Annotated in this window: 24 protein-coding genes; 6 read left to right on the plus strand and 18 right to left on the minus strand. The window is 40.8% G+C overall.

Annotated elements, in window-relative coordinates; all coding sequences use genetic code 11:
• Nucleotides 1–158 precede the first annotated feature (158 nt).
• From OIT90_RS07790 to OIT90_RS07800, 3 genes are read right to left on the minus strand one after another with little or no spacing between them, the layout of a single operon-like run.
• Nucleotides 159–713, minus strand: coding sequence for a delta-aminolevulinic acid dehydratase (locus tag OIT90_RS07790; protein ID WP_474892418.1), 555 nt, complete (start codon nt 711–713; stop codon nt 159–161).
• Between the two features lie 16 nt (nt 714–729).
• The gene (locus tag OIT90_RS07795; RefSeq protein ID WP_474892419.1) at nt 730–1,296 is read right to left on the minus strand and encodes an N-acetyltransferase family protein; all 567 of its coding nucleotides are present in this window, start codon (nt 1,294–1,296) and stop codon (nt 730–732) included.
• Nucleotides 1,297–1,346: 50 nt separating this feature from the next.
• Complete coding sequence (locus OIT90_RS07800) at nt 1,347–1,625, minus strand: spore coat protein (protein ID WP_039180101.1); 279 nt, start codon at nt 1,623–1,625, stop codon at nt 1,347–1,349.
• 250 nt (nt 1,626–1,875) lie between these two features.
• Between OIT90_RS07800 and OIT90_RS07805 the strand changes: the two genes are divergently transcribed.
• On the plus strand, nt 1,876–2,088 hold the full coding sequence (locus OIT90_RS07805; RefSeq protein ID WP_064497634.1) for a hypothetical protein: 213 nt from the start codon (nt 1,876–1,878) through the stop codon (nt 2,086–2,088).
• A gap of 41 nt (nt 2,089–2,129) precedes the next feature.
• On the opposite strand, the gene OIT90_RS07810 is transcribed toward OIT90_RS07805, so the two are convergent.
• From OIT90_RS07810 to OIT90_RS07825, 4 genes are all read right to left on the minus strand, one after another.
• Entirely contained in the window at nt 2,130–3,470 is a 1,341-nt protein-coding gene (locus OIT90_RS07810) for a sugar porter family MFS transporter (RefSeq protein ID WP_461198304.1), read from the minus strand.
• A gap of 84 nt (nt 3,471–3,554) precedes the next feature.
• Nucleotides 3,555–4,976 (minus strand): L-arabinose isomerase, encoded by a 1,422-nt coding sequence (gene araA, locus OIT90_RS07815; protein ID WP_039180110.1) that lies wholly within the window; start codon nt 4,974–4,976, stop codon nt 3,555–3,557.
• Between the two features lie 17 nt (nt 4,977–4,993).
• Nucleotides 4,994–5,698 carry an L-ribulose-5-phosphate 4-epimerase gene (locus OIT90_RS07820; RefSeq protein ID WP_039180113.1) on the minus strand — a complete coding sequence of 235 codons (705 nt, stop codon included), beginning with the start codon at nt 5,696–5,698 and terminating at the stop codon, nt 4,994–4,996.
• On the minus strand, nt 5,692–7,317 hold the full coding sequence (locus OIT90_RS07825; RefSeq protein WP_474892420.1) for a xylulokinase: 1,626 nt from the start codon (nt 7,315–7,317) through the stop codon (nt 5,692–5,694). The genes OIT90_RS07820 and OIT90_RS07825 overlap by 7 nt, the downstream gene beginning before the upstream one ends.
• A gap of 272 nt (nt 7,318–7,589) precedes the next feature.
• On the opposite strand from OIT90_RS07825, the gene OIT90_RS07830 reads away from it, so the two are divergent.
• Nucleotides 7,590–8,678, plus strand: coding sequence for a GntR family transcriptional regulator (locus OIT90_RS07830; RefSeq protein WP_144490347.1), 1,089 nt, complete (start codon nt 7,590–7,592; stop codon nt 8,676–8,678).
• Nucleotides 8,679–8,827: 149 nt separating this feature from the next.
• Here OIT90_RS07830 and OIT90_RS07835 read toward each other — a convergent pair whose 3' ends face one another.
• The 11 genes from OIT90_RS07835 to OIT90_RS07885 all read right to left on the minus strand — a co-directional run bounded on the left by OIT90_RS07835 (nt 8,828) and on the right by OIT90_RS07885 (nt 23,005).
• Nucleotides 8,828–9,553 carry a DsbA family oxidoreductase gene (locus OIT90_RS07835; RefSeq protein WP_144464487.1) on the minus strand — a complete coding sequence of 242 codons (726 nt, stop codon included), beginning with the start codon at nt 9,551–9,553 and terminating at the stop codon, nt 8,828–8,830.
• 139 nt (nt 9,554–9,692) lie between these two features.
• Nucleotides 9,693–10,250, minus strand: a complete 558-nt coding sequence (gene hxlB, locus OIT90_RS07840; protein WP_144516106.1) for a 6-phospho-3-hexuloisomerase — start codon at nt 10,248–10,250, stop codon at nt 9,693–9,695.
• A complete protein-coding gene (gene hxlA / locus OIT90_RS07845; protein WP_039180128.1) occupies nt 10,247–10,879 on the minus strand; it encodes a 3-hexulose-6-phosphate synthase in 633 nt (210 codons plus the stop codon). The genes hxlB and hxlA overlap by 4 nt, the downstream gene beginning before the upstream one ends.
• A gap of 239 nt (nt 10,880–11,118) precedes the next feature.
• On the minus strand, nt 11,119–11,475 hold the full coding sequence (gene hxlR / locus OIT90_RS07850) for a transcriptional activator HxlR (RefSeq protein WP_012010675.1): 357 nt from the start codon (nt 11,473–11,475) through the stop codon (nt 11,119–11,121).
• A 75-nt stretch (nt 11,476–11,550) separates the two neighbouring features.
• Complete coding sequence (locus OIT90_RS07855; protein ID WP_474892421.1) at nt 11,551–12,420, minus strand: alpha/beta hydrolase; 870 nt, start codon at nt 12,418–12,420, stop codon at nt 11,551–11,553.
• Between the two features lie 55 nt (nt 12,421–12,475).
• On the minus strand, nt 12,476–12,850 hold the full coding sequence (locus OIT90_RS07860) for a hypothetical protein (protein WP_151284442.1): 375 nt from the start codon (nt 12,848–12,850) through the stop codon (nt 12,476–12,478).
• Between the two features lie 21 nt (nt 12,851–12,871).
• Nucleotides 12,872–13,114: a YxiJ family protein gene (locus tag OIT90_RS07865; RefSeq protein ID WP_369879797.1), complete on the minus strand. Its 243-nt coding sequence runs from the start codon at nt 13,112–13,114 to the stop codon at nt 12,872–12,874.
• Between the two features lie 236 nt (nt 13,115–13,350).
• Nucleotides 13,351–13,743: a YxiG family protein gene (locus OIT90_RS07870; RefSeq protein ID WP_369879798.1), complete on the minus strand. Its 393-nt coding sequence runs from the start codon at nt 13,741–13,743 to the stop codon at nt 13,351–13,353.
• 13 nt (nt 13,744–13,756) lie between these two features.
• Entirely contained in the window at nt 13,757–20,761 is a 7,005-nt protein-coding gene (locus OIT90_RS07875; protein ID WP_474892422.1) for a DNRLRE domain-containing protein, read from the minus strand.
• Nucleotides 20,762–20,927: 166 nt separating this feature from the next.
• On the minus strand, nt 20,928–21,716 hold the full coding sequence (blaBPU, locus tag OIT90_RS07880; protein WP_474892423.1) for a BPU family class D beta-lactamase: 789 nt from the start codon (nt 21,714–21,716) through the stop codon (nt 20,928–20,930).
• 125 nt (nt 21,717–21,841) lie between these two features.
• Nucleotides 21,842–23,005, minus strand: a complete 1,164-nt coding sequence (locus tag OIT90_RS07885) for an acyl-CoA dehydrogenase family protein (protein WP_059374703.1) — start codon at nt 23,003–23,005, stop codon at nt 21,842–21,844.
• A gap of 144 nt (nt 23,006–23,149) precedes the next feature.
• Between OIT90_RS07885 and OIT90_RS07890 the strand changes: the two genes are divergently transcribed.
• The 4 genes from OIT90_RS07890 to OIT90_RS07905 are packed head-to-tail and all read left to right on the plus strand — an operon-like array spanning nt 23,150 to nt 26,193.
• Nucleotides 23,150–23,914, plus strand: a complete 765-nt coding sequence (locus tag OIT90_RS07890; protein ID WP_059374701.1) for an amino acid ABC transporter ATP-binding protein — start codon at nt 23,150–23,152, stop codon at nt 23,912–23,914.
• Complete coding sequence (locus tag OIT90_RS07895; protein ID WP_039180202.1) at nt 23,911–24,771, plus strand: amino acid ABC transporter substrate-binding protein; 861 nt, start codon at nt 23,911–23,913, stop codon at nt 24,769–24,771. The genes OIT90_RS07890 and OIT90_RS07895 overlap by 4 nt, the downstream gene beginning before the upstream one ends.
• Nucleotides 24,768–25,466 carry an amino acid ABC transporter permease gene (locus OIT90_RS07900; RefSeq protein WP_039180205.1) on the plus strand — a complete coding sequence of 233 codons (699 nt, stop codon included), beginning with the start codon at nt 24,768–24,770 and terminating at the stop codon, nt 25,464–25,466. Before OIT90_RS07895 ends, OIT90_RS07900 begins: the two co-directional genes overlap by 4 nt.
• A gap of 13 nt (nt 25,467–25,479) precedes the next feature.
• Nucleotides 25,480–26,193: an amino acid ABC transporter permease gene (locus OIT90_RS07905; RefSeq protein ID WP_474892424.1), complete on the plus strand. Its 714-nt coding sequence runs from the start codon at nt 25,480–25,482 to the stop codon at nt 26,191–26,193.
• The last annotated feature ends 30 nt before the right edge of the window (nt 26,194–26,223 follow it).

Genomic DNA, 26,223 nt, shown 5'->3' on the forward strand with positions numbered 1-26,223 from the left:
ATGATTCTCCTCTCGTGATGCCGTCATGCCTGAATGACGTGTGTTTGTAGGATAGACTTTGCATGCCCCCTTTTTAGTTTGCAAATCACACAATTGTCACATTTTCGACACATTTTTTAGAGAGGAATAAAAAAAGGACTGATTTCTCAGTCCTTTGATTACTTTTGCATATATAGTTGAAATAATTTCGTTTCTTCATCAATGGAACGCGCTCGATCAAATGCCGCTCTGACCGTCTTTGTATTTTTCATGAGCTCGTACATCATGGTCAGCACAAAGATAAAAGCTGCATTCCCATCTATGTAATCGTCCGGCGCCGAATAAGATGTAGCTCCTGCCTCTAAAAAAGCATCTGCTAGATTTTTCTCTCCTAGTGTGCAGCCTGTAGAGATAACATGAACTCCTTCTAAGGAAGCATACCGCTTGATTTCATCCGCTCCAAAAGCAGTATCCCTAGGCTCTTCATCTTCGTATACATCTTCCCCTAATTCAGGCATGATAAATGCTCCTTCTTCACCATGAAACGATAAAAGAAGGTAATCTATTTCTCCTCTATTTCTACCAGATAACACATGAATCAGGTCATTTGGTCTTCCAATCCAATGCATATCGACTTTCGCGCCGAAGTTTTCAAGTGCTGCACGCAGTGCAAAAGATTCCAACTCACTATTGGGTCCTGCTGCTAACGTAATGCGCATGGCCTGTTGATTCACTTCTATCTCCTCCAGTCTATGATAAAAATAAAACCATTTTTTCCTCATCTGCATATGTATCAGCCCATTTTAACGCTTTTTCTTCGACAGCGTACGACTCAAATCCAACGGAGCGATAGAGGCGCTTTGCTGAATGATTAGTTGTCACCACTGATAAATACACTTGCTCGATGTCCTGCTGTTCTTGCGCCAAGGAAAGAGCTTTCGTCATTAAGGCATTGCCTGCTCCCATTCTGCGAGCACTAGGTGTTACATACATCGCAGTCAGATTCGCTCGGTGCTTTAACTTCTGCAAGGTTTCTTGGATAAGGGTGACTGCCCCCACAAGCTGCCCTTGATGAAAAGCGCCGAATGTCCACATAGATTGCGCCGAAGCAAAACGCGCTTTATATTTGTCCTTTGTATTGAATTGCTCTTCCTCATAGCTCATCGCAAAACCCTCTGGATTTAATTGCAGTGCTTCTAGTCTGAGTGCTGTATATTCTTCAGCATCATCTGTTGTTAACAATCGAATATTCAGAAAATCACCTCCAAAAGAATGATGGATACTTCCAATTTTATCTTGAAAAGAACTTTGGATCAAAATTTTATTCCTGAATATAAAAAGGCATCCTATAAAAGGATGCCCCTTCACTACCACTTACAGCGCTTCACCGGACGGCAGCAAGGGTTTTTGATATCACTGCCGCAATCGTATTCTTCTACAATATACTCGTTGTGAGTCGATTCAGTGACCGGATAGTAGTTTTCTATTCTTTTAATGTTTTTATTGACGTTTGTGATATGCGTTGGATGAATTTTTCTGATCGTTTGTTCATTCGTTCTTGTGTTGACAATTTGACGTGTGGGGAAAACAACCGTTTCTTCTCTGCGAGGTCCAAAGAAGAAATCATCTAATCGATTTCGGCTCATCTTAACACCCCTTCAAGTTGTCTTTCACTTACACTCTATCGTATGTAAGAGGCACCTTTCGTGATTAGATGCATGTCTATTTTTAAAGAAATCCACTTTCTATCTAGTTTTCTTTTTATTTACAAAAGGACAATTTTAACATATTATACAAATGATATATTGAGAAGATAGAACATATATGAAAACAACACATAAGCTCTTTTTATTCACTGCATTTTTTCTACTCATCATCAAATAAGAGGTGAACGATATGATTAACACGGCACAGCCATTCGAACGAAACAAGCTAGACATTGCACTAGAACTAACTCAATTACATCTGAATCAATATCAAACCAATCATCCTGATCAGCTGAGTGAAATTTACGCGAAATATTATGCACTGATTGAAGTGCTGGATTTGTCATCCTATGATCAATTAATTGATTTACTGCCAGATGAGCTTAAACAGACGCTTGAGTAAAAAAACCATCTATCCCGTGTGGGTAGATGGTTTTCTTAAATTTATACACGTGCAGCCATATCGGTTTCGATTTGCTCTAAGCTTCTTCCCTTTGTCTCGACTAGCACAAATCGGGTGAATAATAGTCCGATTAAGCAGATGACGCCAAATGAGGAGAAAATAACCCCAAAGCTGAATTGATCTGCCAAGATAGGGAAAACGAGTCCAACTGCTAACGATCCGGTCCAGTTAAAGGCAGAAGAGATACCTGCTCCGATGCCTCTTACAGATAGCGGGAAGATTTCGCCAATGATGATCCAAGTGATCGGTGCCCACGAGAAGGCATAGCACAAAATAAAGCAGCAAAGTGAAATCAATGTCACCCAGTTTAAAATTCCTTCACTGACGCCAAGTGCACCTAATGCGGCTGGGGCAAAGAAAGAAAGAGCCATGCCCGATCCCCCTACAGTGAGAATCGTTCGGCGGTCAAAGCGGTCAACAAATTGTAAAAAGATCACGGTCGTGACGACAAAAATGACACCGACAATGACTGTAAAACCTGCGGCAACCTGCGGCGCAAGACCTACATTCCGAGCGATACTCGTTGCATAATAGACAATGGAGTTCGCGCCTTGAATTTGTTGAAGGGTCGCCATTCCAACCCCAATGAAAAGAGCCATTCTGAATTTCTTTTGAAACAATTCACGAATACCCGAGCGTTCTTCTTTGGCGACTTCTAAGATTTCCTGCATTTCTAAGTCGATTTCCTCACGGGAAGAACGCAGTGATCCTAATACCTCTCGTGCTTTATGAGCCATTCCGTGTTTAATCAAATATCTCGGAGATTCAGGAAGCTTCAGCATGCCAATATAAAGCACGATCGCAAATAAAGCAGCACTTCCCAGCATCCAGCGCCAGCTGTCTGGGATGGGTTCAAACACAAACGCGACAATATAGCTGAGCAATAGTCCAGTTACAATCATGAGCTGATTGAGTCCAGATAATTTCCCGCGGATTTTAGCAGGAGCGATTTCAGACATGTAAGCCGGAACCAATGATGAGGCTGTTCCTACTGCTGTCCCTAAAAAGATCCGAGCGATGGTGAGTGAAATCTCTTCTGGTGCGACAGCCGATCCGATAGCCCCGACAAAAAAGATAACGGAAGAGACCAAAATGAGTTTTCTGCGGCCAAATTTATCCCCTAAGAGACCGCTTAAGATGGAGCCAATGATGGCCCCGCCCATTAATGAAGAGACAACAATTCCAAGCCATAATGGGCTGAGCTGAAATTCTTCCTGAATATGTCCTTCTGCCCCTGCAATAATACCAATATCATACCCAAATAAGATGCCTGCAAAGGACCCGAAAAAGAAGATAAATTTGCTTGACACTTTTTTCTCCAAGTGGATGACCCCCTCACTTAATTAACCGCTTTCATTTCTCCCTGTGCTTCCACTGTAAACAGTAGAAGACCTTTCACCCTTCTTCTATAAAACCACATATTCTGCATTGACAAGCTTTGCAAATTGAACAATTTGATCAACCGTTAAATTGAGAGACACGACTGTATGATGGCCTCCGCCTTGCTTAATCCATGCTTTGACGCCATCCTGAAAATTCGGTTTGATTTTCCACAATACACGCGCAACTGGTAAATGAGGTGCCGCTTCCTCCGGTTTAAAGGCTTCGACTTCTTGTATCAGCCATTTAAAATGTGTTCCAAAATCAGCTATGGAGACAACGACACCTTCGCCTGCTTTTCCATCAAATACAAGACGTGCTGGATCTTCCCGGTTTCCAATCCCAAGTGGAGACACGACAATGACAGGTTTTGTATGGGCGAGCGCTGGATCTACTTCCAGCATATGAGATTGCAGCACTGCTTCCTGCCCAGACGTCATTTCATATGTGTAGTCCTCCATAAAGCCAGTAGATTGATGATGGCTCATCACCTTTAATAAGCGGGATAGTGCAGCCGTTTTCCAATCGCCTTCCCCAGCAAAGCCGTATCCCTTTGCCATCAGCCGCTGTACCGCAAGTCCAGGCAGCTGCTTCATCCCATGTAAATCTTCAAAGTTTGTTGTAAAGGCATGATAGCCGCCTTCATCTAAGAAACGTTTGATGGCGATTTCATATCGCGCCTGCACCTTGACACTTTTTTCCCATTCGTCAACTGAATACGTTCCATAATTCACATCATATTGCGTTAAATACTCAGCAAATAATGCATCTACCTCTTCTTCCTCTACTGCATTTACATATTCGACGAGATCGCCTATTCCAAAGTAATCAACGGTCCATCCTAATTGAATCTGCGCTTCGATTTTATCGCCTTCTGTCACGGCCACATGCCGCATGTTGTCACCAAACCGGGCTACTTTGATGTGAAAGCTCTCATGATAGGCAGCCGCAACGTCCATCCAATCAGCAATTTGCTGCTGCACTTCAGGCTTCGACCAATGACCGGTCACAATTTGGTTTTGTTTATTTAAACGTGCATTGATATAGCCATATTCTCTATCTCCATGTGCGGATTGATGAAGATTCATATAGTCCATGTCGATCGTGTCCCACGGAATCTTTTCATAATATTGTGTGACAAGATGCAAAAGAGGCTTTTGCAAAAGATTGGTCCCGCGTATCCACATTTTCGCTGGTGAAAATGTATGCATCCACGTCATCACGCCAATGACTTCATCGCGATAATTGACCTCTTTCATTAGCTTTGTGATTTGATCGGCGCTGACAGCCAGCTCCTGCAAGATCACGGGATAAGGAAGTAAACCGCTCTCATTTAAGGCATCTGTCATCTTTTGTGCATTTGCTTTTACTTTTTGCAGTGCTTCATCACCATATAAATGCTGTGACCCAACGATAAACCAAAATTCTTTTTTCTGACTTGTTAACATTGATATCCCTCTTTTCTTTATCTTGAAGGTTTTTGTCCGTAATACGCATGCTTTCCATGTTTTCTTAAGTAATGTTTATCTAAAATTCGCTGCGGCAATGGCTCCGCAAATTCGTTCAATTGCTTGGCAAAAAGGTTCATTTTGGCAACTTCATCTAAAATCACACTGTTTGTGACCGCACTTTTTGCATCCTTCCCCCATGTAAACGGACCATGCCCTTGAAGCAATACACCCGGCACCGCCATGACATCTAGGTTTCTTTTCTCAAACGTTTCGATGATCAGCCGGCCGGTCTCTACCTCATAACCGCGATTGACTTCTTCTTCTGTCAGAAAACGAGCGCACGGAACGGCGCCGTAAAATGTATCGGCATGTGTTGTGCCCATTGCTGGTAAATCAAGACCTGCCTGCGCCCAAACGGTTGCCCACATAGAATGGCTATGTGAAATGCCCCCTATTTCCTCAAAGTGTTTGTAAAGAACCGCATGTGTAGCTGTATCTGACGAAGGACTGAATTCTCCTTCCACCACTTCACCGTCAAAGTTCACCACGACCATATCTTTTGCTGACAGTTGGTCATACGCTATGCCGCTCGGCTTAATCACAAACAAACCACTGTCACGATCACATGCACTGACATTGCCCCATGTAAATTTCACAAGTCCGTATTTTGGCAAATCTAAATTTGCTTGATACACTTCTTCTTTTAAGCGATCTAGCATACCGTCGTCACTCCTTTCTTTTGCATCAGATGCGCTACTGCCGCCTCTTCAATCGGAAGCCCCTTTTGATAGCGCTTTAAAAATTCGTCAAAGCCTTTGACATCGAGTGGATCGGGCTCCATGGGCTCTTCTGATGTATGGGCAAATACCCGGTGGGTAAGAAATTCAGCCAATGTTTGCTGATGATGATGGACCATATATGAAGCAAGGACCGCCATCCCAAACGCACCGCCTTCTCCCGCTGTTGAAACGACTGATACAGGTGTATTCAGCGCTGCGGCAACCATTTTTTGTCCAACGAGCGGTGTTTTAAATAATCCCCCATGTCCTAGTAAGCGGTCAATCACTACATGCTCCTGTTCCTTTAACCGGTCCATGCCTATTTTCATAGCACCAAAAGCGGAGAACAAATGGGTGCGCATGAAATTAGCGAGGTTAAAGCGGCTTTCAGGAGACCTGACAAAAAGAGGTCTTCCTTCTGGCAGTCTCGTAATATTTTCACCAGAGTAATAGCCATAGCTTAAGAGTCCGCCGCCATCTCGATCTGCTTCTAAAGCTTGCTGCAATAGGGACTCGTATAACCTTTCTGACTCCACTTGCATGCCTAGTGCTTCAAATGCCTCTCTGAATATATTCATCCAAGCGTTTAGGTCACTTGTACAGTTATTCGCATGAACCATGGCAACTGGCAGTCCATCCGGCGTCGTGACAAGATCCACTTCTGGATAGACACCTTTTAGATCCTGCTCTAGCACAATCATGGCAAAAACAGATGTCCCAACAGAAATATTCCCAGTCCGTCTTTCTACACTGTTTGTCGCCACCATTCCCGTTCCAGCGTCACCTTCCGGCGGGCAAAATGGAATGCCTGGCTGCAAATGTTTTCCTTGATCCAAAATGGCAGCTCCTGCTGTAGTTAACACGCCAGCCTCTTCGCCTGCTAAATAGACACGCGGCAAAAGGTGGCGAAGCTTCCACGGGTAGCCTTTTTCTGCAATCAACGCTTCAAATTGCTGGATCATTTCTTCATTGTAGTCCTTCGTTTCGTCATCAATTGGAAACATCCCTGATGCATCGCCAATACCAATGGCCTGCTTTCCGGTTAACAGCCAGTGAATATATCCAGACAAAGTGGTCATATATTCTAATCGGGATAGGTGTTTTTCCTCTTCTAATACCGCTTGATACAAATGAGCAATACTCCATCTTTCTGGAATATGAGATTGAAATACATCTGTCAGCTTTTGACTCGCCTCGATGGTCGTTGCATTTCGCCATGTTCGGAACGGAACGAGAACCTCTCCTGTATGATCACATGCCACATAACCATGCATCATCGCTGATACCCCGATTGAGCCAATGGTTTGAATGGTCACACCATACTTTTGCTCGGCCTGTTCTTTCATCTCTCGATAGGCCACTTGCAGACCTGTAATGATATCAATTAAGTTGTACGTCCAAATGCCATCCTGGAGAAAACTTTCCCATTCATATGCACCTTGTGCAATTGGCTGAAATTCCTCATCTATTAAAATCGCTTTAATTCGTGTTGAACCAAATTCAATGCCTAAAGATGTCCGTCCTTCTTTCAAGGCTTTGGCCGTCTCTTTATGATTCAATCTACGTTCACCCCCATTTTGATAGCGGTTTCAATTTTGTTTTTCTAGATTCATTGATTCTCTGGTACAATCACAATATAATATTTGTACGTACATATGTCAATAATAAATATAGTTGTACATACACAATGTGACAAAAACCTGCATTTTTTCTGGAGGGGTCATGACAGAAAAGGAAAGCGCCTGTTTTTGATTCGACAACCATGTTAAAATATGTCCATACAATTTCTTCTCAATCCGAGTAGATGATCAACTGAGAAAGAAGTGAAATGATGAAAAAGAAGTACCAGATCATTATTGATGATATAAAAAGCAAAATACTCACAGGGGATTATCGGATCGGGGAGCGCATTCCAACCGAATCAAGCCTGCAAGACATGTATCAAGTAAGCAGACATACAGTTCGAAAAGCCATTTTGGAATTGTCCAGTGAAGGATTTTTGCGCAGCGAAAAAGGTTCAGGCACATTTGTGACCAACCAATATCAAACAAAACCTGCGGGACATGCACATATGAAAACGATTGGGGTCATTACAACATACATATCCGATTACATTTTCCCTTCCATCATTCGAGGCATTGAAAGCCGATTAAACGAAGAGAACTATTCCTTGTTACTGGCAAGCACAAATAACGATGTTGAGCAGGAGAAAAAAGCGCTGGAAATGATGCTATCTTTTGGGGTGGACGGACTTATTGTCGAGCCGACGAAAAGCAATTTATATAATCCAAACATTTCGTACTACTTATCCTTTAAAGAACAGGATGTACCGCTCATTATGATCAATGCCTATTATGAGCAGCTAGAGGTTCCTTTTCTCTGTTTAGATGATGTGAAGTCCAGCTATTTAGCCACAAAAGAGCTGATCACCTCGGGCCATCAGCAAATTGGACTTATTTCAAAAACAGATGATTTACAGGGAAAATATCGGATGAAGGGCTATATTCAAGCGCTAGGTGAAGCGAAGCTTAATTTCCTGCCTGAGCATGTGCTCTTTTTCGATACAGAATCAAAGCAGCATTTGGGAGAGCAAATTCACACATTTCTGATGTCGCACAGACATGAATTGACCGCCCTTGTTTGCTATAACGATGAGGTGAGTTTAGAAGTAGCCAATGTATGCAGCGAAATCGGGCTGTCCATTCCAGATGATCTCTCGATTATTGGACAGGATAATTCGTATATTGCCCAGAAAAATGCCCATGTGAAGCTGACAACACTGACCCATCCACAGGAGCAAATGGGCCGTGATGCAGCAGACTGGATGATTAAAAAAGTACAAGGGAAAAAGAATCTCCCTGATCAAACGTTTTACGAGCCTGAATTGGTTCCAGGTGAAACGATCAAACGAATAAAATGAGCCCTTACTCCAAGTGGCTCATTTTATTTTAGATTCCAGCATAAGGCGTGAATGGGTCGGATTCCTGAAATGAAAGACATGTGTTTCCCCTCATCCATCATGAATCAATAAAAAATCCCCATCTTATAAAAAGATAGGGAACATATCTATTATGCCTCTTCTTTAGGGGAAGGCACCGCACATACGCCATCTGCACATGCCGCTTCAAACGCATTGTCAGCAGCTTTCTCTGCTTGAGCTGCTTCCTCTGTCCAAGCTGTTTCAAGTGCGCGCAGGAACGTATCTGCTGGCTGTGCACCTGCCACTGAATATTTGTTATTGATTAAGAAAAATGGTACGGCATTAATACCAAGCTGTCTCGCTTCTTTTTCATCTTCTCGTACATGATCTGCAAATTCCTCGCTGTCAAGAGCTTGCTCTACTTCCTTTAAGTCAAGACCTGCTTTTTCTGCAATGTCTAAAAGAGTTTGACGGTCACCAACATGCTTTCCATCTGTAAAATACGCTTGAAACAGCTCTCCCATGACGAAATCACCTTTCCCCTTTTGACCAGCATATTGCGCCAATCGATGAGCATCAAAAGTGTTTGTCAACACGAGCGGATCGAATTGAAAATCGATTCCTTTCTCTTTACCAGCCTGCTTCACCTGCTCATTCATTGCCATGGCCTGGCTGCGGCTCATGCCATATTTTTTGACAAGCATATCGTGAACGTCATGATCGACATCAACAGGTGCATGTGGATCAAGCTCAAAGCTTTTAAACTCTATCTCTACCTGTTCCTTCTCTGGAAATTGTTCTAGCGCTGTTTCCAGCTGTTTTTTTCCTATATAACAAAAAGGACAGGCGATATCTGACCAAATTTGTACTTTCATGTTCATCTTCCTTCCGTGCTGCACTTTTTCTTTAACGATGTAACAATTATAGTTACATCAAATAGATGATGTCAAGATTCTGATCTTGATTTAAATGAAAAAGCCTCTCCTTTTAAGAAAGGAAAGGCTTTGAAAATACCTATTCTAAATTTGCATGGTGACCGTACATTTTATGTGTGTCGAGCTCTTTTATTTCCATTAACCTTAAAATGACCGCATCGTATGTCAGAAGAAGCGATTGCTCAAATAGTGAGCCCATTGGCTGAATGGTATGATGGTTTCCTTCCTGTTGATCCTTCGGTGCACCTGACAATAAGATGACTTCATCCGATAAATCAGCTAAAGGTGACTCAGCAGAAAGCGTGAATGCTGCCACTTTTCCGCCAATTGCTTTTGCCTTTTTTGCAAGGACGAGTAAAGACTCTGTACGGCCAGAGCCGCTCCCGACAATCAAAAGATCCTCTTCTGTAAAAGAAGGCGTATTCGTTTCTCCAATTACATATGCCTTGACGCCAATATGCGTAAGTCTCATCGCAAACGATTTTCCCATCAAGCCGGATCTGCCCGCACCTGTCACAAAGACTTTTTGTGCAGATAAAATACTTGTGACCAGACGCTCTGCTTGTTCGTCTTGAATGGCAGACGAATGATCAGAAAGCTCATTTAAAATGGCTTTCACATAGTCGCTGGTCTTCATGATTGTGCGATCAGCTGTTTCATTTGTGCAGCCACTTCTGCTTTATTGTCCTGGCTTGCAATACCGCCGCCAACAATGATTAAATCAGGGTTTAATTTCACGACTTCAGGTAACGTATCAAGCTTAATTCCACCTGCAATCGCTGTTTTCGCTTGCTTGACAACTTCTTTAATCGTCATAAGATCAGCAAATGAATTTTGACCAACCGCTTGCAGGTCATAGCCTGTATGCACACAAATATAATCGACTCCAAGCGCATCCAGCTCTTTTGCACGGCCTGCGATATCTTTGATGCCAATCATATCAACTAAAATTTGTTTTCCTCTTGCTTTCGCTTCTTTCACCGCTCCTTGAATAGACATATCTTCTGCCGCTGCAAGAATGGTGACGATATCTGCTCCAGCTTCAGATGCCTGCTGCACTTCATAGCCGGCAGCATCCATAATTTTCAAATCAGCAAGTACACGTAAATTCGGAAAAGCCTGCTTGACTTCTTTTACAGCACGAAGCCCTTCGTTAATCACAACAGGTGTCCCAATTTCGACCACATCAATGGATGCTTCTACTTCTTTGATCAGCTCAATTGCCTCTGGTATATTCACTAAATCTAATGCTAATTGTAATTTCATCAACTTTCACTCCCGTTTTTCATCTCATCTTCAAGAGCTCCGCGGATGATGCATCTTGAACGATGAAATGAGTATAACAACAGGAATGACGCAATGTAAGTACGCACTTTTTTTTTACATACTATACTTTTCCGCATATGGTTACAAAAAAGATACTGTCTTTTGGGCAGTATCTCAGGGTAAAGACAAAGGGCTAAAATAAAGTTATTTTAGCCCTTTGTCTACAATCGGTAGTCTTTCTATTTATCATCTTTTAAGAAATTGCTGTCGAGATACTGTTTTCCCCAATCATACATCGCCTCTAAAATCGGCATTAAGCTTTCTCCTAATTCTGTGAGAGAATACTCAACCTTTGGCGGGACGACAGGATAAACCTCCCGGTGCACAATGTGATCTTCCTCTAATTCTCTTAGCTGATTGACAAGCATTCTTTGCGTAATCCCAGGCATTAACGACTTTAACTCACCAAAACGTTTTGTCCCTTCTCTGCCCAGATGCCATAAAATCAGCATTTTCCACTTACCGCCGATAATATTCAGCGTCAGCTCCTTTTCGCAGTTGAACACTTTATTTTCCATTCGTGATGACAACGACATACACTCCTTTAATAACAAACCACTTAGGTTTTATCATAACTGCAACAAAATGGATTGCCTAGCATATGGTCTTCGTTATTGATTTTGTTTTTTAACAAAAGCCATCACAGCCTCCGTCATTTTTTGTGCTTCTTTTGGCGCCCTGTCTGATCCAAACCATTTGTTCAAGTCACTGTGGCTCAGCGTATGCACCCGAAAAACAAACCGAGAGCCTTTGTCATGATTCAGTTTTTCAGCAAATTTGTACACCTCAGGATTTTCCCAGCCCGTGACCAAATAGACAGGTGGTAAATTCTTTTGATTCATATAAGTGACAGGTGATGCCTTTGTCCAGTTCTTCTCTTGTTTGCCAAAGACTTTTTTGTACGATGGGATGGCTTGTATAAATTGATTGATGTTTAACGGCCCATCTAAAATCACGATGGAATTGATCGTTGTTGGCGACAGCCCCACACGTTTTAAGTAGGTCGAATCTGTGGCAACCAGCGCCGTCAAATGACCGCCCGCTGAGTGACCCATGACATTGATTTTTGATGAATCAATTTGATACTCATCCGCATGATCCTTCACCCATTTAATGGCGTTTACCGTATCATCTGCCATCTGCTCATAGTTGGCATTAGGGTGAAGCCTGTAATTCATCGAAACAAACACATATCCTTGACCTGTAAAATAATCAGCTTTAGAAGCGACTCTATTCTTATCGCCGCCTGTCCAGCCGCCGCCATGGAGATAGATCATGACTGGATGCTTCTTCTTTTTGTCTTCATCTTTGCCCTTCGGCATATACATATCGAGGGTTTGCTGTTTATTTTGTGTGTCTGCATAATGGATGTTTGTCGTCGGTTTAGGCTGGTTGAAACGGAACACAAAGAATGCGCATACCAATAAGCCAGCGATGACCGCCGCAAATAAGAGCCATTTCAAGATTCGATTCAATGTCATTGCACCTTTCTGTGTTGGGATGGGGAAACATATTTAGGCATATGTTGGCAGACTATCACGATTCATTTGATATTACTTGTATGACTTGAACCGTTTCACAATAAAAAGAAAAATATTGTTCTTCAAAGTCTTCGACAAAGTAATTCAAATTTTCCCAGCCCCTATCTAAAAGCTGAATGTCCAAGAAAAGATAGTCATCGTTTGTTAACTCCAAATCTTTGATTTGAACACAAGAGACATTGGTGAATTTCAGATGAATGTCTGCTTGTAGATTCGGGGATTCATATGGGATGTGCAGAACAATACAATTGATCAAGTCGTAATGTTCATTATACTCTTTAAAGTAGTGAAATTCATTGATTTGCTTCAGATGGTTGATATCGAAATCAGGGATTTGCTTCTGGATTTTTTCATCTAAAAACCATGTCATCGTTTGTCCTCCAAGAGGTTATTATATAAGTGCAATGATTTGTTTTCTTGATTCTTCATGGTATTGAACATAGGAGTGCAATAAAGGATATGATTCAAGGATCTGTTGATACGATTTGATTTGGGGATATTGCTCTTCAAATGACTGACGCAGCACGTTTAACTGTTTTTTCGGTATTCGTTTATGATCGACCACAAGACTCGAGGTCCCCGCAACAAGTGCAATAAATAAAATTATCGGACCATATAACAGTATCTTCTTCAAAAGAGACGATATCATCTGGATAAGCGGACTGAAATATGTATTGATAACATTGTTTAATAACTTTAATAGGGTTTCTGTTTCCGATGTGAAGTTTGTTTAAACCTTCTTAAAAAAGGATAATCGTATTTAATCAAAGTCTAATTTATATTAATATTTATAGATTTCCAGAAATATTCTCTTCATTTTAAAAAGGGCAGCTTTAATTACCTAAAGCTACCCTTTTAATTACTATTTTATTAGCAAATAAATTCCTGCGAGTCGAAACTTGCTTTTTTGGATTCTATCGCAAGTATCATACAATTTATGTCAAATAAGAAATTTGCATTCGAATCAAACTCTTCAAGAAGTTCATTTTTGAGGTTCCCTATTCCATTAGGATGGTAACTGCATTCGAAAATTTGCCAATTCATCTCTTCTTCTATCAATTCTTCAAATCTATAATTACCTTCTCCACCATTATAATAAAGACTTGCCACATTCATAAATCGTATTTCATGTTGAGTAACTTTATTTAATTCTGATACTTTTACGCTCAGTACTAATTCTTTATGAAAAAAATCAAATGTGACTCCAAGTACATTACAACCCCCATCTAGATAATCGATCCATTTTTCTACACTATTAAACATCTCATTTACTCTCCTAACGTATCCTCTTATTTATGTTTTTATATGAGCGCCATTTCAATTTAATATGAGTATGTTCTCTACGTTCACTGAATTCCCCCTTTTTATTCATAGCTCCCTTCGTTTTATGACTCATTCTGTAATAAGGTTTTTTTCTTTCACCAGAATTCCTTCCCATTAATCTTACTGTATGCTTTTTAGTCGTTACTACCCATCCTTTTTTATTTCTTGCTCTTTTCACAGTCCCATTTTTCGCTTTAGCAACTTTTTTAGCATTCCAATAGGTTTTAGATAGTTTCCCAGCTTTATACAGAGAACTGCCAATTCGTAGAGCCCCTCCTCCGATAGCTCCTCCAGCTACTCCAATAACTGTAGCACCCACTAACTTCCATCCTTTTGCACCTCTGGCTTTAGCAGCTTTATAACTAGAAACTCCTCCAATAGCTCCTCCAGCTAGCATCCACACCCAATGGCCATCTGGATCAACATTCATAACTGGATTATTATTTCCATAAATATATCCATTTTGATCTAGTGCTCCTCCATCATCTCCTGGATATGGATCAAGTGATAGGAATACGCCGTTTCTCGGTTCATAGTAGCGAGCGATTAAATAGTAAAGTCCTGTTTCTTCATCGAAGCGGTAACCAGCATAGCGATATGAATTTCCTTTTACTTCTTCATCTTCTTTTACCTTTGTTGGAACGCCCCATGTATCGTATTCGTACTCAGCAACGATTTTTCCTGCACTATTTGTGATGGCAATGACATCACCGTGTGCATTGTAGTGATAGAAATATTTTTTCTCGTTTTGTGTGACTGCAAGGAGTTGTCCACTCTCACCGTATGTGTATGTTTTTGTGACTTCGTTGTCTCCATCTGTTTCGTATAAAACATTCAGGCTGTCGCCGTCATAAAAGTAATTGGTGACTTTTCCATTCACTGTTTTTTGAATTCTATATCCACGCTCATCATATTTGTAAGTGACAAATGGCTTGTCTTCCCCTTTTTTCGTGATGGCTGTAATGTTATCTTCTGCATCCCATTCATAAAGGAATTGCCCGTCAGACGTTCGGTTGCCATTTTTGTCATAAGTTAAAGTCTCATCATTTACCTTTGTCAGTTGGTTCATGATGTTGAATGATGCGTTGATTGTTTTTTTAGTGCCATTTTTTTCAGTCGTGACGGTTTTTCTGTTTCCAAACCCATCATATGTGTACTCAATGACCGTGCCATCTGGATGAGTTTCTTTGATCAATTGATCTAATTTTCCATATTCATAACGAATCTTCCCGTTGCTTCCTTGATCAACCGTTATTCTGTTTCCATTTTGATCATATTCGTAAGCTTCGTTTAAGATCGTTGTGCCTTGGCTTGTTCCAATATGCAAATCATTAATTAAATTGCGCTCATCATAAGCAAAACTAGCACCACTGCCGTTACCTGTTATAAAGGACTGAACATTTCCATTTTCATCATAATCAAACGAATACGTAGAACTCGAATCCTTCATCTGCGTCATTTGATCAAGCTTATTGTAACTGAATTGGTTCGTCCCTTTTTGATTTCCGTGTGTCCATTCAAAGGATTTCAGTTTATCTGAATCGGCTGGATACGTCCAAGTTTGGCTGCTGCCACGCTCTGCTAACTTTGTGATGCGGTTTTGTTGGTCGAACGTTCTGTTTTTGGTTGTGTTTTGTTCTTTGTTGACAACCGTTGTTTCGTTTCCGTTTTTATCATAGCTAAAGTTATATTTTTCTGTTCCATTGTATGACTTGGATTTCACTCGGTCTGTACCATCATACGTGAGAGACACTTCATGTCCATTTGCAGAAATGGTTTTGATTAAGTTGCTATTCGCATCATATTCACTTTTCAACACATTCCCTAATGGATCAATGGTTTTTGTCAATTTACCCATCAGATCGTATTCAAACTGATACGTCTGATCTGACTCTGCACGAATGGTTTTCGACTGTTCATTGCCCTCTTTATCGTAGGTTCTCACAATGGATGTCCCGTTAGATAAAGTGATTTTCTTTAGCTGATCAGCCTGGTCATATTCGAATGTTGTTTTTTCGCCTTTCGCATCGGTTTCAGAAAGTTTTTTGCCTGTTTCATCGAAGGCAGATTGAGATGAGTAACCAAGCTCATCCTCTTCTTTAACAGCATAGTTCCCTTTCTCGTCGTAAGTGGTTTTCGTTAACAGACTACCTTCTACTAGACGGATATCATCAAACCAAACCGTTCCAGTCGCGCTTTTTTGGAAAACAATCTGAACGTCGACTTTTTTCAATGGTTTTGTTTTTGGTATGACAACCGCCGCTCGGTTCCACTCTTGTGTACCTGTTGGGAATTTTGCATTAAACGTTCCTGTTGTGCCATCTGTATACGTAACGGACGCTTGAAGTGAGTAATCATTTTCATTTGAAGCTTTGACATTTTCAGCCTTAGACATCCCAGTCAAGGTGACATACACAGATTGATCATTCGCACTTTGTTCAATCGGTACAGATTGTTTATAGATGGCATTTGCTTGAGTTGAAGAAGTTCTTGTAATTTTTAACGAAACGTCATCGTTAAAGCCTTCTTCATTATCTAATGAACCACCTGTTCCGCTCCAGCTTATTGTTTTATCCGTAAAGGAATTATTTTTGACTGGATTGTAACTTGATGAAACTTCGCCTTTTTCCAGCTGAATCTCATCGAACCAGGCTTTTCCTTTTCCAGCCTTATCTCGATGATCCACTTCCATATAGATCACAGCTTTGCCTGCATGAGATGGCGTCGTAAACGAAACTTGGCGTTTTGTCCAATCGTTTTTGCCTGATAATGTGCTGTAGCCGTTGCTGATCCATTGAATTCGTTTATTGTTTGTATCTCTTAAATCAATGTTAAAAAATGCTCTTGCTTTCGTTAGTTCTGTCTTTATTTTCCCACTCAGTGTATACGTCGTATTTGGCTCTAGTATTACTTCTTGTGTAGCCGAAGAATAGCCAAGTTCTGTTCCTTCAGTTGTCGACTGTGAACTGACCTCTAATACTCGGCCCCCCGATAACGCACCACTTTTCCCAGCTATTTGCGCTAATTTCCCGTCATCCTTAGATGCTGTAAGCTTCCAGCCAGTTAGCGTATCTTCAAAACTGCCATTTTTCAAAATACTCGCGCCTGCAGCAAGTTCTTTACTTGTTTGTATCAAATTCCCGTAAGAATCATAAATACTTGCTGAAGACATATTTCCACTTTGATCTGTCTCAGATACAGCATCTAATCCATCGTAGGCGATATCTGTAATATCTCCTTCTGTATCTTTCACTTTAGTGACATCATTGTTTTTGTTATACTCGTAGGTTTCTGTCCCATAAGCATCTTTCGCCTGAATGACGTTGCCATTTTTGTCATACGAATAGCTTTCTGTAGCTTTTCCTTTCTCTACATCATTTGGGTCAATTTCTTCTACGATTTGGTTGCCTTCATATTTCGTTTTAGTGGTGATTTTAAGCCCTTCCGCATCATCTACAACTTGAATTGGATTGGCTGCTTCGTTATACGTATACTGTATTTTTCGACCATTTGGCTGTGTCAGCATGAGTGTCTTTTTAGACATATCATATGCGTACTCAAATGTTTCTTTTTTTGCATTGGTTGCCTTGACTAAACGATGATTTTCATATTGATATTCTGTAAAAACAGGCTGATCTTCTGTGCTGTTTTGAGAGAATTGTTTAATCACTTTGCCATCTTTATCGTATTCATATGAGATACTTGTTCCATCTGAATCTATGACTTTCGTTAGTAAACCTGCATCATACTCATATGAAAGCTTTTTCCCTTTTGGTCCTTGAACCGAAATGATATGACCATCTTCATCATAATCCATTGTTATTTTTCGGCCAGATGCATCTTCCATTGAAGTGAGCTGATTGTTTTCATTATATTTATATGTCGTTGTATTTTTATGTCCATCTACAACCTTGGTGATTTTCCCACCGTTTTTACTAAAGTGCGCAAAGGTTTGATCCTTCGTTTTTAACATGTATTCATCTTTTGATTCCGTTAATTCAAGGAAAATACCTGTTGGTGGTTGATACGTGCCATCTGCTTTTTTTGTAAAAACATGGGTTGTAGCATCCTCATCAAGATAGATAGCACCTTCTTTTGTTGGCGTGATACTCGTTTCTATATCTGCGTACCATCCTTGACCAAACAGGTGGTCAGCTGCATCTAAACTGTTGTATGTTCGACCAATTCCAAGCCCCGGTCCTCTTCCATCAATCGACATTTCTTCTTCACTGACAATCACATTCCCAGTTGCACCATTAAGCTGACCGTCTGGTATATCAATAATCGACCAGTAATCCTCTGTTCCAAGGAATTCGGCCCCTTCATGGAATGTCGGATTAAAGGCTGGTGTTGGAATGGTTTCTCCATTTGCATCGTAAGCGGAAAGGGTAAAGGAGTAGTTCTTGCGTCCTTTATAATTTCCATTCGCATTTTCATATACAGGTGATGGGTCTAGCGCTAATTCCCCGCCTTTACCATCTGTATGAAGCACATATTTCCCACTTTTAACTTCAGAAGGAGTCGGCCAAATATTCTTGTTTTGTGTTGTCCAATGATCGACATCACCCACATCAAATGATTGATATGCCTTACCATTATAGATGTTAATTTTATACCCTTTTGCATTTTTCACTTTGTCCCAATGTAAATTGATATAACCTGTTTGGCTTTCTTTTGTATTGGTATAAGCATATCCAGATAAAGCTTTTTGTCTAGATAGATCAGGTAAAGTTGGTCCAGCTGGCGGTGAAGCAATAGCCTCTCCATCTTTATTGTAGGCAATCACTCTGAAGGAATAATGTTTTTGAGCCGCATCTCCTCCAGCATTTTTATAAGTCGCACCAGGATGAATTGGAAGCTCCGCCCCTTTACCATCTTGGAGGTGCAATGCATATTTACCTGCTTTGATCTCAGCAGCTGTCGGCCATACTTTTTTCCCTTTAGTTGACCATGATGTTTGATTCCCAAGATCCAATGTCTCATAGCTTTTCCCATTAAACATTTGTATTTTATAACCAGTTGCACCGGAAACTGAAGTCCAAGAAAGATCAAAGTAACCTGTTGCGTTATTATTATTGAAACCTTTTGTACTAGGTGCTTTCGCTCTAGCAACATTCGGCACGACAGGCTTTACCTTTGCTGACATTGCGCCTTCACCTTGGTCGAAGATCGCACTTACAGCTACCCAATAATTTTTACTTGTCGCATACTTACCGCCTGAGTTTTTGTAAACTGGAGAAGGATCCACTGCTAATTCAGTGCCACCTTTTCCGTCTAAATGAAGTTTATATTTTTTTGCTGCTATCTCGCTCGCTGTTGGCCATATATTCTTTCCTTTTGTACTCCATGATGCCACATTTCCAACTGAAATGGCTTCATATTCTTTTCCGTTGTATAGCCACACTTTGTAACCTTTTGCGCCAGCTACCTTTTTCCAACTTAAATTGAAGTAGCCTGTCCCATTTCCATTACTAAAACCTTTTACAGTTGGTGCATTTGCCTGTGGAATGGTATACGTTACTTCAATGACTGGTTTATTAGTAGAGTTTGTTGATGAGATTATTTTTTTCCAATGGTCTTGTCCATTTCCATTTGCATGTAATTTAAAGCCATAGTTAGCTGTTCCACTATTCCAAGCTTTGATGGTTGATGTCACATCATAGCTCGCCCATTGTCCTTTATAAACATTGGCTTTACCGATGTTTTTAGAACTTGGTTTATTGTTCCATGTTAGCTTTGTATGATCATAGTTGGCATTCACTGTATCCAGCCAAAGACCAGTTGCTTTCGTCCCGTAATATGAATGAGCAACATACGTTTTGAGCGTCGCTTTTGTTACATTCATATTTTGAATCGGTTTGAATGAATTAAACTTCATGAAGGCGTAGTTTGTACCAGTTGTTTTATCATAATAACCGGTTTTCAGTACATAACTTTTCAGATTAGCATCCCATTTTTGCGTAGAGGATGAATAGTTTGTTGTTGGGTATTTACTCATGATGAATGTGTCTGCTGACACAGATAAAGAAGTCGATGGATCGATAGACACAGGATAAACTCGTTCAGGATCCTTAAGCCATTTCTCATCAGCAGTCACACGAAGTAAATAGCCATCGTCTTCTTTTTCTAGTTTAAAGCTCACATCTTCTGAGCGAGCCACTTCACCTGACTTTTCATCTAAATTAGAATCAGTCATAAATGGTTTTGGGACTTGAAAAATGGCCCGCTTTTTCTGATCATAAAAAGTAATAGAACCATCTTCCTCAATTTCTCCAGTTAGATCTGTCTTTATTTTAAATGTAAAAGAATTGTAGCCATCATATTGATTGAGTACAATATCTTCTTTGATGTTTTCATTAAAGGTAAATGATCGTAAATCTATATTTGGAAATACCTCTTCATATGTAAGCTCATTGGTGTTCTCTTTAAATTGTGCTGAGGTATCCTTGGAATTGATTTCTGATTTGTTTTTACCTGAAGCTTTTAAAATTGAAAATTCAATTTGATGCTTCTTGTGTTCAAATGTAGCATATAGTCCTTGCTTCATTTGCTTTTGAAAAGTTGATTCTAATCTCGCATTTTCTGTCTCTATTTCTTTTTGCGAGATCGTCTTTAATTCAGGAGAGATGTCCTCCCACTCAGCGTCTGACGCTTCTTTTATATGAATAGGGTCAGGATATACCTCTTGTGTAAATACACCCTCTCCTTCATAAAAAAGCTTGCTGTTTTCTGTTCTTTCTGAAAGAACTTCTCCATCTTTTCCAATTTCGTCTTCGTCAATCCCTGCCATTTCAAGGGCTTTTGAATCATCTAATTTTTCTAAGCGATTATGACTTGATTTTGTATTTGCGTCATGTTCTTCTGCAAAAATATCAGAAGGAAACATTGATAAAAGCATCACAAAGGCTAATAGTGCTGCGATATTCCTTTTCCATTTTACTTTTCTTTTTAGATCCATATTAATCTCCTTATCATATATTTGTAACATTTGTAACATTACGCCATATATAATAATATATTTGAAATGAAACTTCAATATATTTCTATAAATATATCATCCTTTCAAACTAACCCATATATCATCAACTTATCAATATATCTCCTTTTTCATATAAAAAAGCACCCTACACGGATGCTTCAATCAAATGATATTTTTTCAAAATACGATAGGTGATTTCTTTTGCTTCTAGTCCTGTGCCTTCGATATTTGTGGCGAAGATGTAGGTTTTGTTTTCATGTTTGATGAAACCTACGTACCAGCCAATGCCTGAGCCGGAGCCTGTTTTTCCGTATAGGGTGGCATGTTTCTCTTCTTTTTGGATCATCATTCGTTTGACCGTTCTCATGACAGATAGGTCAAATGGGAGACTTTCTTCATATAGCTGTTTGAGGAAATGGACTTGTTCTACTGGAGAAATGCGCAACGAACTGCTTAACCAAAATTGATCGATTCCGCCAGATATGTCTTCATTGCCATAGTGTATGGCTTTCACCCAATGGCTCATGCGTTCTTCCCCGATGTCACGCGCCATGGCTTGATAGTACCAGACGACTGAATCTCTCATGCCAGAGCCCAGTGTATGATCCTTATTCCAGTTATCAATTTCTCTTTTTACTCCGTCCCAATATTTGATGTCATATTCATCTCTCACCGCGCCGGTTTGGAGTCCGATGAGGGCATTTGCCACTTTAAATGTTGATTGTGGGGCAAAGCGCTGATTCGCTCTTTTTTTGTTATATACCCATGGCGATTTTTCTTTTACTTCTTGTATCACAAATGTGCCTTCCCTGTCTTTCAAGAATTCATCTACTGACCATGCTGGTGATGTTCCCTCACTTGATGACGGCTGACCGATACAAAGTGCCATCAGCATAATGGAAGAAACCAACCATTTCATATGCTTTTTCTTCAAAAAAATCGCTCCTTTTCCCATGATTTGTATCGATTGTAGCATGCCTGAGCGATGAGACATAAGGTACGCTTGTCCTCTTTTCTGCCAAATAAAAAAAGCCGGTTTCATCCGGCTTTCTGATCATATTAGCTTTCTTTTTTCTCTTCAATGGCCTGCTTCGCGATTTTTGAAATCGTCATATCATCCATTGGCGGGTTATGGAGCCCAGCACGAATATCTCGATAGTAACGCTGCAGCGGACAGCCAAGACTCAAACTTTTTGCACCGACTAAACGCATGGCTTTATCAACCACCTGCAGACTATGATTGACGACTGTATGCTTCACTGCACCGAATTCATTGATTAACAGCTCTCTTTTCTCAGGCTGCTCATACAATGTTGTCGTTGAATAGATGACGTGGCGTGCTTGCTTTAGTAGTAAATCAATTTCGCCAATCAATGTTTGGACATTTGGCAGGTCACTAATCGTTCCGCTAATACTGTTCGGTGAATGAGTGATGGCATACTGAACTGCATAATCTCTTGCCGCTTGCGCAATCCCTAAATAGCAGGAAGGAATATGTGCGATCCAAGGGTTTAATGTACCGCCTCGAGGTCCTTTTTGCACTTCAACAAGCATGTCATCTGAGACCACAACTTGATCTAAGATTAAATCATGGCTTTCTGTTCCTCTCATGCCGACAACATCCCATGTTTCTTCTATAGAAACACCTTCTGTATCACGGTGAATTAAGAAGAATCCCATCGCTTCTTTTTCTTCAATCCATACGCCGACTAAAAAGTATGTGAGAGCTGGTGACATCGTTGTGAAAATTTTACGTCCATTGATCACCCAGCGATCACCTGATTTAATTGCTGTTGTTCCAGGCTTGCCGCCTCTTGTTGGGCTGCCGGTCTGCGCCTCACTCACAGCGCGGTTGACAAGGGCGCCCTTCTTCACTTCTTCCGCAAAGAATTGCAGCTGTTTCTCATTCCATAGTTTCTTTTCATAAATTTCACCTACAACTCCTTGGTGCCAGCCGATCGATAAGGCAGTTGCTCCGTCCATGCTCCCAAGCGTTTCTTGAAATAGAACCATATCTGTTACAGATTGACCTCCGCCTCCATATTCAGTGGGAAGAGACAGGGTTGTATATCCCATGTTTACTAATGATTCGATATTCTTTTTAGGAAAATAAGCGCCTTCATCATGTTTTTTTGCGTTTTGTTCGATCGTTTCACGAAGAGATTCCAGCTGATTGAGCCATGTTTTTTGAAAATCGGTATCGACAAATAATGCTTTAGACAAAATGTATCCAACTCCTCTGTTTCTCACAATCTATGATATCTCATTTTTCCAATTGGAATGAATAAAACACACTTTACTTATAGGATTTAATGTGTTAAATTTTATCAATATTAAGTACATCTGTCAAAGGAACGTGATGCTTTTATGATCTCAGCTACTAATCTACATAAATCTTATGGGCAGACCCATGTGTTAAAAGGCATTGATTTCTCCGTACAAGAAGGTGAAGTGGTCGCAATTATTGGACCGAGCGGATCAGGAAAAACAACACTTCTCCGCAGTTTAAACAGCCTCGACATTCCAGACAAAGGAAAGCTGACTGTTGGAGAAGCCACGATTCAATTTGAACGATATCATAAAAAAGATCTTTTAAAACTAAGGCAGCAATCTTCCATGGTATTTCAGCATTATCACTTGTTTCAAAATAAACGGGCACTTGAAAATATTACAGAGGGATTGATTGTGTCTCAAAACATGTCTAAGAAAGAAGCAGAAAAGGTTGGAGAGCAATTTTTAACGCGGATTGGACTGCTTCATAAAAAGGATGCATTTCCGAGTGAACTATCTGGCGGGCAGCAGCAGCGGATTGGAATTGCCCGCGCTCTTGCGATGAATCCTGCGGTGCTTCTGTTTGATGAACCAACGTCCGCACTGGACCCAGAGATGGTTGGAGAAATCCTTGAAATGATCAAGGATATTGCAAGCCAAGGGATGACGATGGTCATTGTGACGCATGAAATTTCCTTTGCAAAGGACGTAGCGGATACGGTGATCTTTATGGCAGATGGGGAAATTGTTGAAAAAGGCTCACCAGAAGATGTTCTGATGAAGCCTCAGCATGAACGAACGAAACAATTTTTATCCAGAATTCATCGCGGAATGTGGCAAGGATCGGAGGAAGACATATGAAGCAAAAGACAGCATTCATGACATCTGGTGTCCTTCTGTTTCTCCTCTCTTTGATTGGCTGCAGCAGTGTAAAAACAACAACAGATGATGGGAAACAAATTGTGAAAGTCGCACTGAGTGCAGAGGTCAATCCACCCTTTTTAGCGACAAATGACCGAAACGAACCGATTGGCTATAACATTGATTATTTAAATGAAGTGGAAAAAAGACTTCCGCACATCCATTTTGATTACATCTTTGGCGAGGAAGAATCCAATCTTATTGGTGTTGGCGCTGGGAAGTTTGAAATGGCGGCTAATTGGTTTTTCAGTAACCCTGAACGCGAAAAGCGGTTTCTTTATCCTAAGGTTCCGTACGGCTATTCGATGACAGGTTTAATTGTGAATGAATCAAACCAGGATATTCAATCGCTTGACGATATGACATCTAAAAAGCTGGCTCCTGTAAGTCCTAGCGGCGGATTGCGTTCCATATTAAATCAATATAATGAAGAACATGATCCAGATATTCCGCTGACAACCATTGAGAGCCCTTCAAATGAACTCAACTTAAAGCGCGTTGAAAGCGGAAGGTCCGATGCGGCCTTTATGAATATTTCGACCTTTGATACCATTCAAAAGCATCTGAACCTGAAGGTCAAAGTGGGCGGGATCGTGTCAAAGGAGCCGATCTATCTTGTCTTACAGCCAAGTCAAAAACAGCTTGCAGCAGATTTGGACCGGGTTACACAAGAGATGATTGATGATGGAACATTGCCTAAGCTTGCGAAAAAGTGGTTTGGGGTTGATTTCTTTCAAGATATTGACTACATCTCAGAGCAAGGCTATCAATATGAAGAAAGGAAGGAAGCGTCATGACGTTTACAGCTGGAGATTGGCTGCGGATCTTTTTACAGGTGCTTGAACGCCTGCCACTCACTTTTCTCATTATTGTAGTGTCATTGTTTTTTGCCATCTTGATAGGGCTTTTATTTGCATGCATTCGTATTAAGCAAATCCCAGTGCTGAAGCAATTGGCTGTTGTCTATTTATCTTTTACACGAAGTACGCCATTAATTGTTCAGTTATTCTTAATTTATTTTGGACTGCCTCAGCTTTTACTTGTGGCAGGAATTCAAATCAACCATTGGGATCGTGTGTTATTTGTGATGATGACGTTCTCTTTACATACGGGTGCTTATTTATCTGAAGTTTTTCGCAGTGCGTATTCATCAGTTGGAAAAGATCAACTGGAAGCCGCCTACATTGTTGGGATGACAGATACACAGGCCTTGATCAGGATCATTATCCCGCAGGCCTTTCTCATTGCCCTACCAAACCTCGGAAATTACACCATTGATCTTGTGAAAGACACGGCGATTGCCTTTACGATCGGGCTCATCGATATTATGGGACAGGTGAAGATCATCTTAGGAAATAACTATGGAATCGGCATGTTTGAAGTGTATGTAATCATTGCGATTGTGTACTGGCTCATTTGTATGAGCATTGAACTAGTCACCATGCTGCTTGAAAAGAAATTTGTAAAAGGCCGCACCAGCCTGTCACGTTAAGGAGGCGATTTAGATGCAAACCATTGATATTCAATTTGCGATTGACCAAGTACCTCATATTCTAAAAGGCGTTCCTTTCACCTTATTAATTGCACTAGTTTCTATGGCTGTGAGTCTTGTGATCGGATATGTTTTTGCTTTTATTCGTCTCTTTCGCATCCCTGTACTCAGGCAGCTGGTCACGCTCTACGTCTCCTTTTTTAGAGGTACGCCTCTAATTGTTCAACTGTTTGCTTTCTTTTATGGGCTTCCTTTTGTTCTAACTAGCATGAGCGGCACATTCGGGCTGACCTTTCACCCGGACATGGTCTCCCCATTAGCTGTTGCCCTCATTACCTTCAGCCTGCATTCAGCCGCCCATTTAACAGAGGTGGTCCGAAGTGCACTTCTGGCAGTAGACAAAGGGCAGCTGGAAGCGGCAAAAATTGTAGGCATGACCACAAGGCAGGCGATGCTTCGCATTATTTTGCCGCAGGCATTTGTTGTGGCCTTACCGAACCTAGGCAATCAGCTCGTTCAGCTATTAAAAGCGACATCTCTTTCGTTTACAATTGGGGTACTCGAAATCATGGGTATTTCCCGGATCATTGCAAATGACGGCTATCAGTTTTTAGAAACTTATCTCGTCTCTGCTTTGATCTATTGGCTGCTGAGCATTTTCTTTGAATTAGCTTTTGCATTATTAGAGAAACGTGTCAGCGTGTACGGCAGAACCCTCGGACGTTAAAAAGTCGATCAGGCACAAAAACCTGATCGA

The organism is Bacillus sp. ABR (assembly GCF_056172715.1).

Coding starts and splice junctions, on each gene's coding strand:
- OIT90_RS07800 (WP_039180101.1), bottom strand. CDS start 1,625: ATGAGCCGAAATCGATTAGATGATTTCTTCTTTGGACCTCGCAGAGAA.
- OIT90_RS07805 (WP_064497634.1), top strand. CDS start 1,876: ATGATTAACACGGCACAGCCATTCGAACGAAACAAGCTAGACATTGCA.
- araA (WP_039180110.1), bottom strand. CDS start 4,976: ATGTTAACAAGTCAGAAAAAAGAATTTTGGTTTATCGTTGGGTCACAG.
- OIT90_RS07820 (WP_039180113.1), bottom strand. CDS start 5,698: ATGCTAGATCGCTTAAAAGAAGAAGTGTATCAAGCAAATTTAGATTTG.
- OIT90_RS07830 (WP_144490347.1), top strand. CDS start 7,590: ATGAAAAAGAAGTACCAGATCATTATTGATGATATAAAAAGCAAAATA.
- OIT90_RS07835 (WP_144464487.1), bottom strand. CDS start 9,553: ATGAAAGTACAAATTTGGTCAGATATCGCCTGTCCTTTTTGTTATATA.
- hxlB (WP_144516106.1), bottom strand. CDS start 10,250: ATGAAGACCAGCGACTATGTGAAAGCCATTTTAAATGAGCTTTCTGAT.
- hxlA (WP_039180128.1), bottom strand. CDS start 10,879: ATGAAATTACAATTAGCATTAGATTTAGTGAATATACCAGAGGCAATT.
- hxlR (WP_012010675.1), bottom strand. CDS start 11,475: ATGTCGTTGTCATCACGAATGGAAAATAAAGTGTTCAACTGCGAAAAG.
- OIT90_RS07855 (WP_474892421.1), bottom strand. CDS start 12,420: ATGACATTGAATCGAATCTTGAAATGGCTCTTATTTGCGGCGGTCATC.
- OIT90_RS07860 (WP_151284442.1), bottom strand. CDS start 12,850: ATGACATGGTTTTTAGATGAAAAAATCCAGAAGCAAATCCCTGATTTC.
- OIT90_RS07870 (WP_369879798.1), bottom strand. CDS start 13,743: ATGTTTAATAGTGTAGAAAAATGGATCGATTATCTAGATGGGGGTTGT.
- OIT90_RS07875 (WP_474892422.1), bottom strand. CDS start 20,761: ATGGATCTAAAAAGAAAAGTAAAATGGAAAAGGAATATCGCAGCACTA.
- OIT90_RS07890 (WP_059374701.1), top strand. CDS start 23,150: ATGATCTCAGCTACTAATCTACATAAATCTTATGGGCAGACCCATGTG.
- OIT90_RS07895 (WP_039180202.1), top strand. CDS start 23,911: ATGAAGCAAAAGACAGCATTCATGACATCTGGTGTCCTTCTGTTTCTC.
- OIT90_RS07900 (WP_039180205.1), top strand. CDS start 24,768: ATGACGTTTACAGCTGGAGATTGGCTGCGGATCTTTTTACAGGTGCTT.
- OIT90_RS07905 (WP_474892424.1), top strand. CDS start 25,480: ATGCAAACCATTGATATTCAATTTGCGATTGACCAAGTACCTCATATT.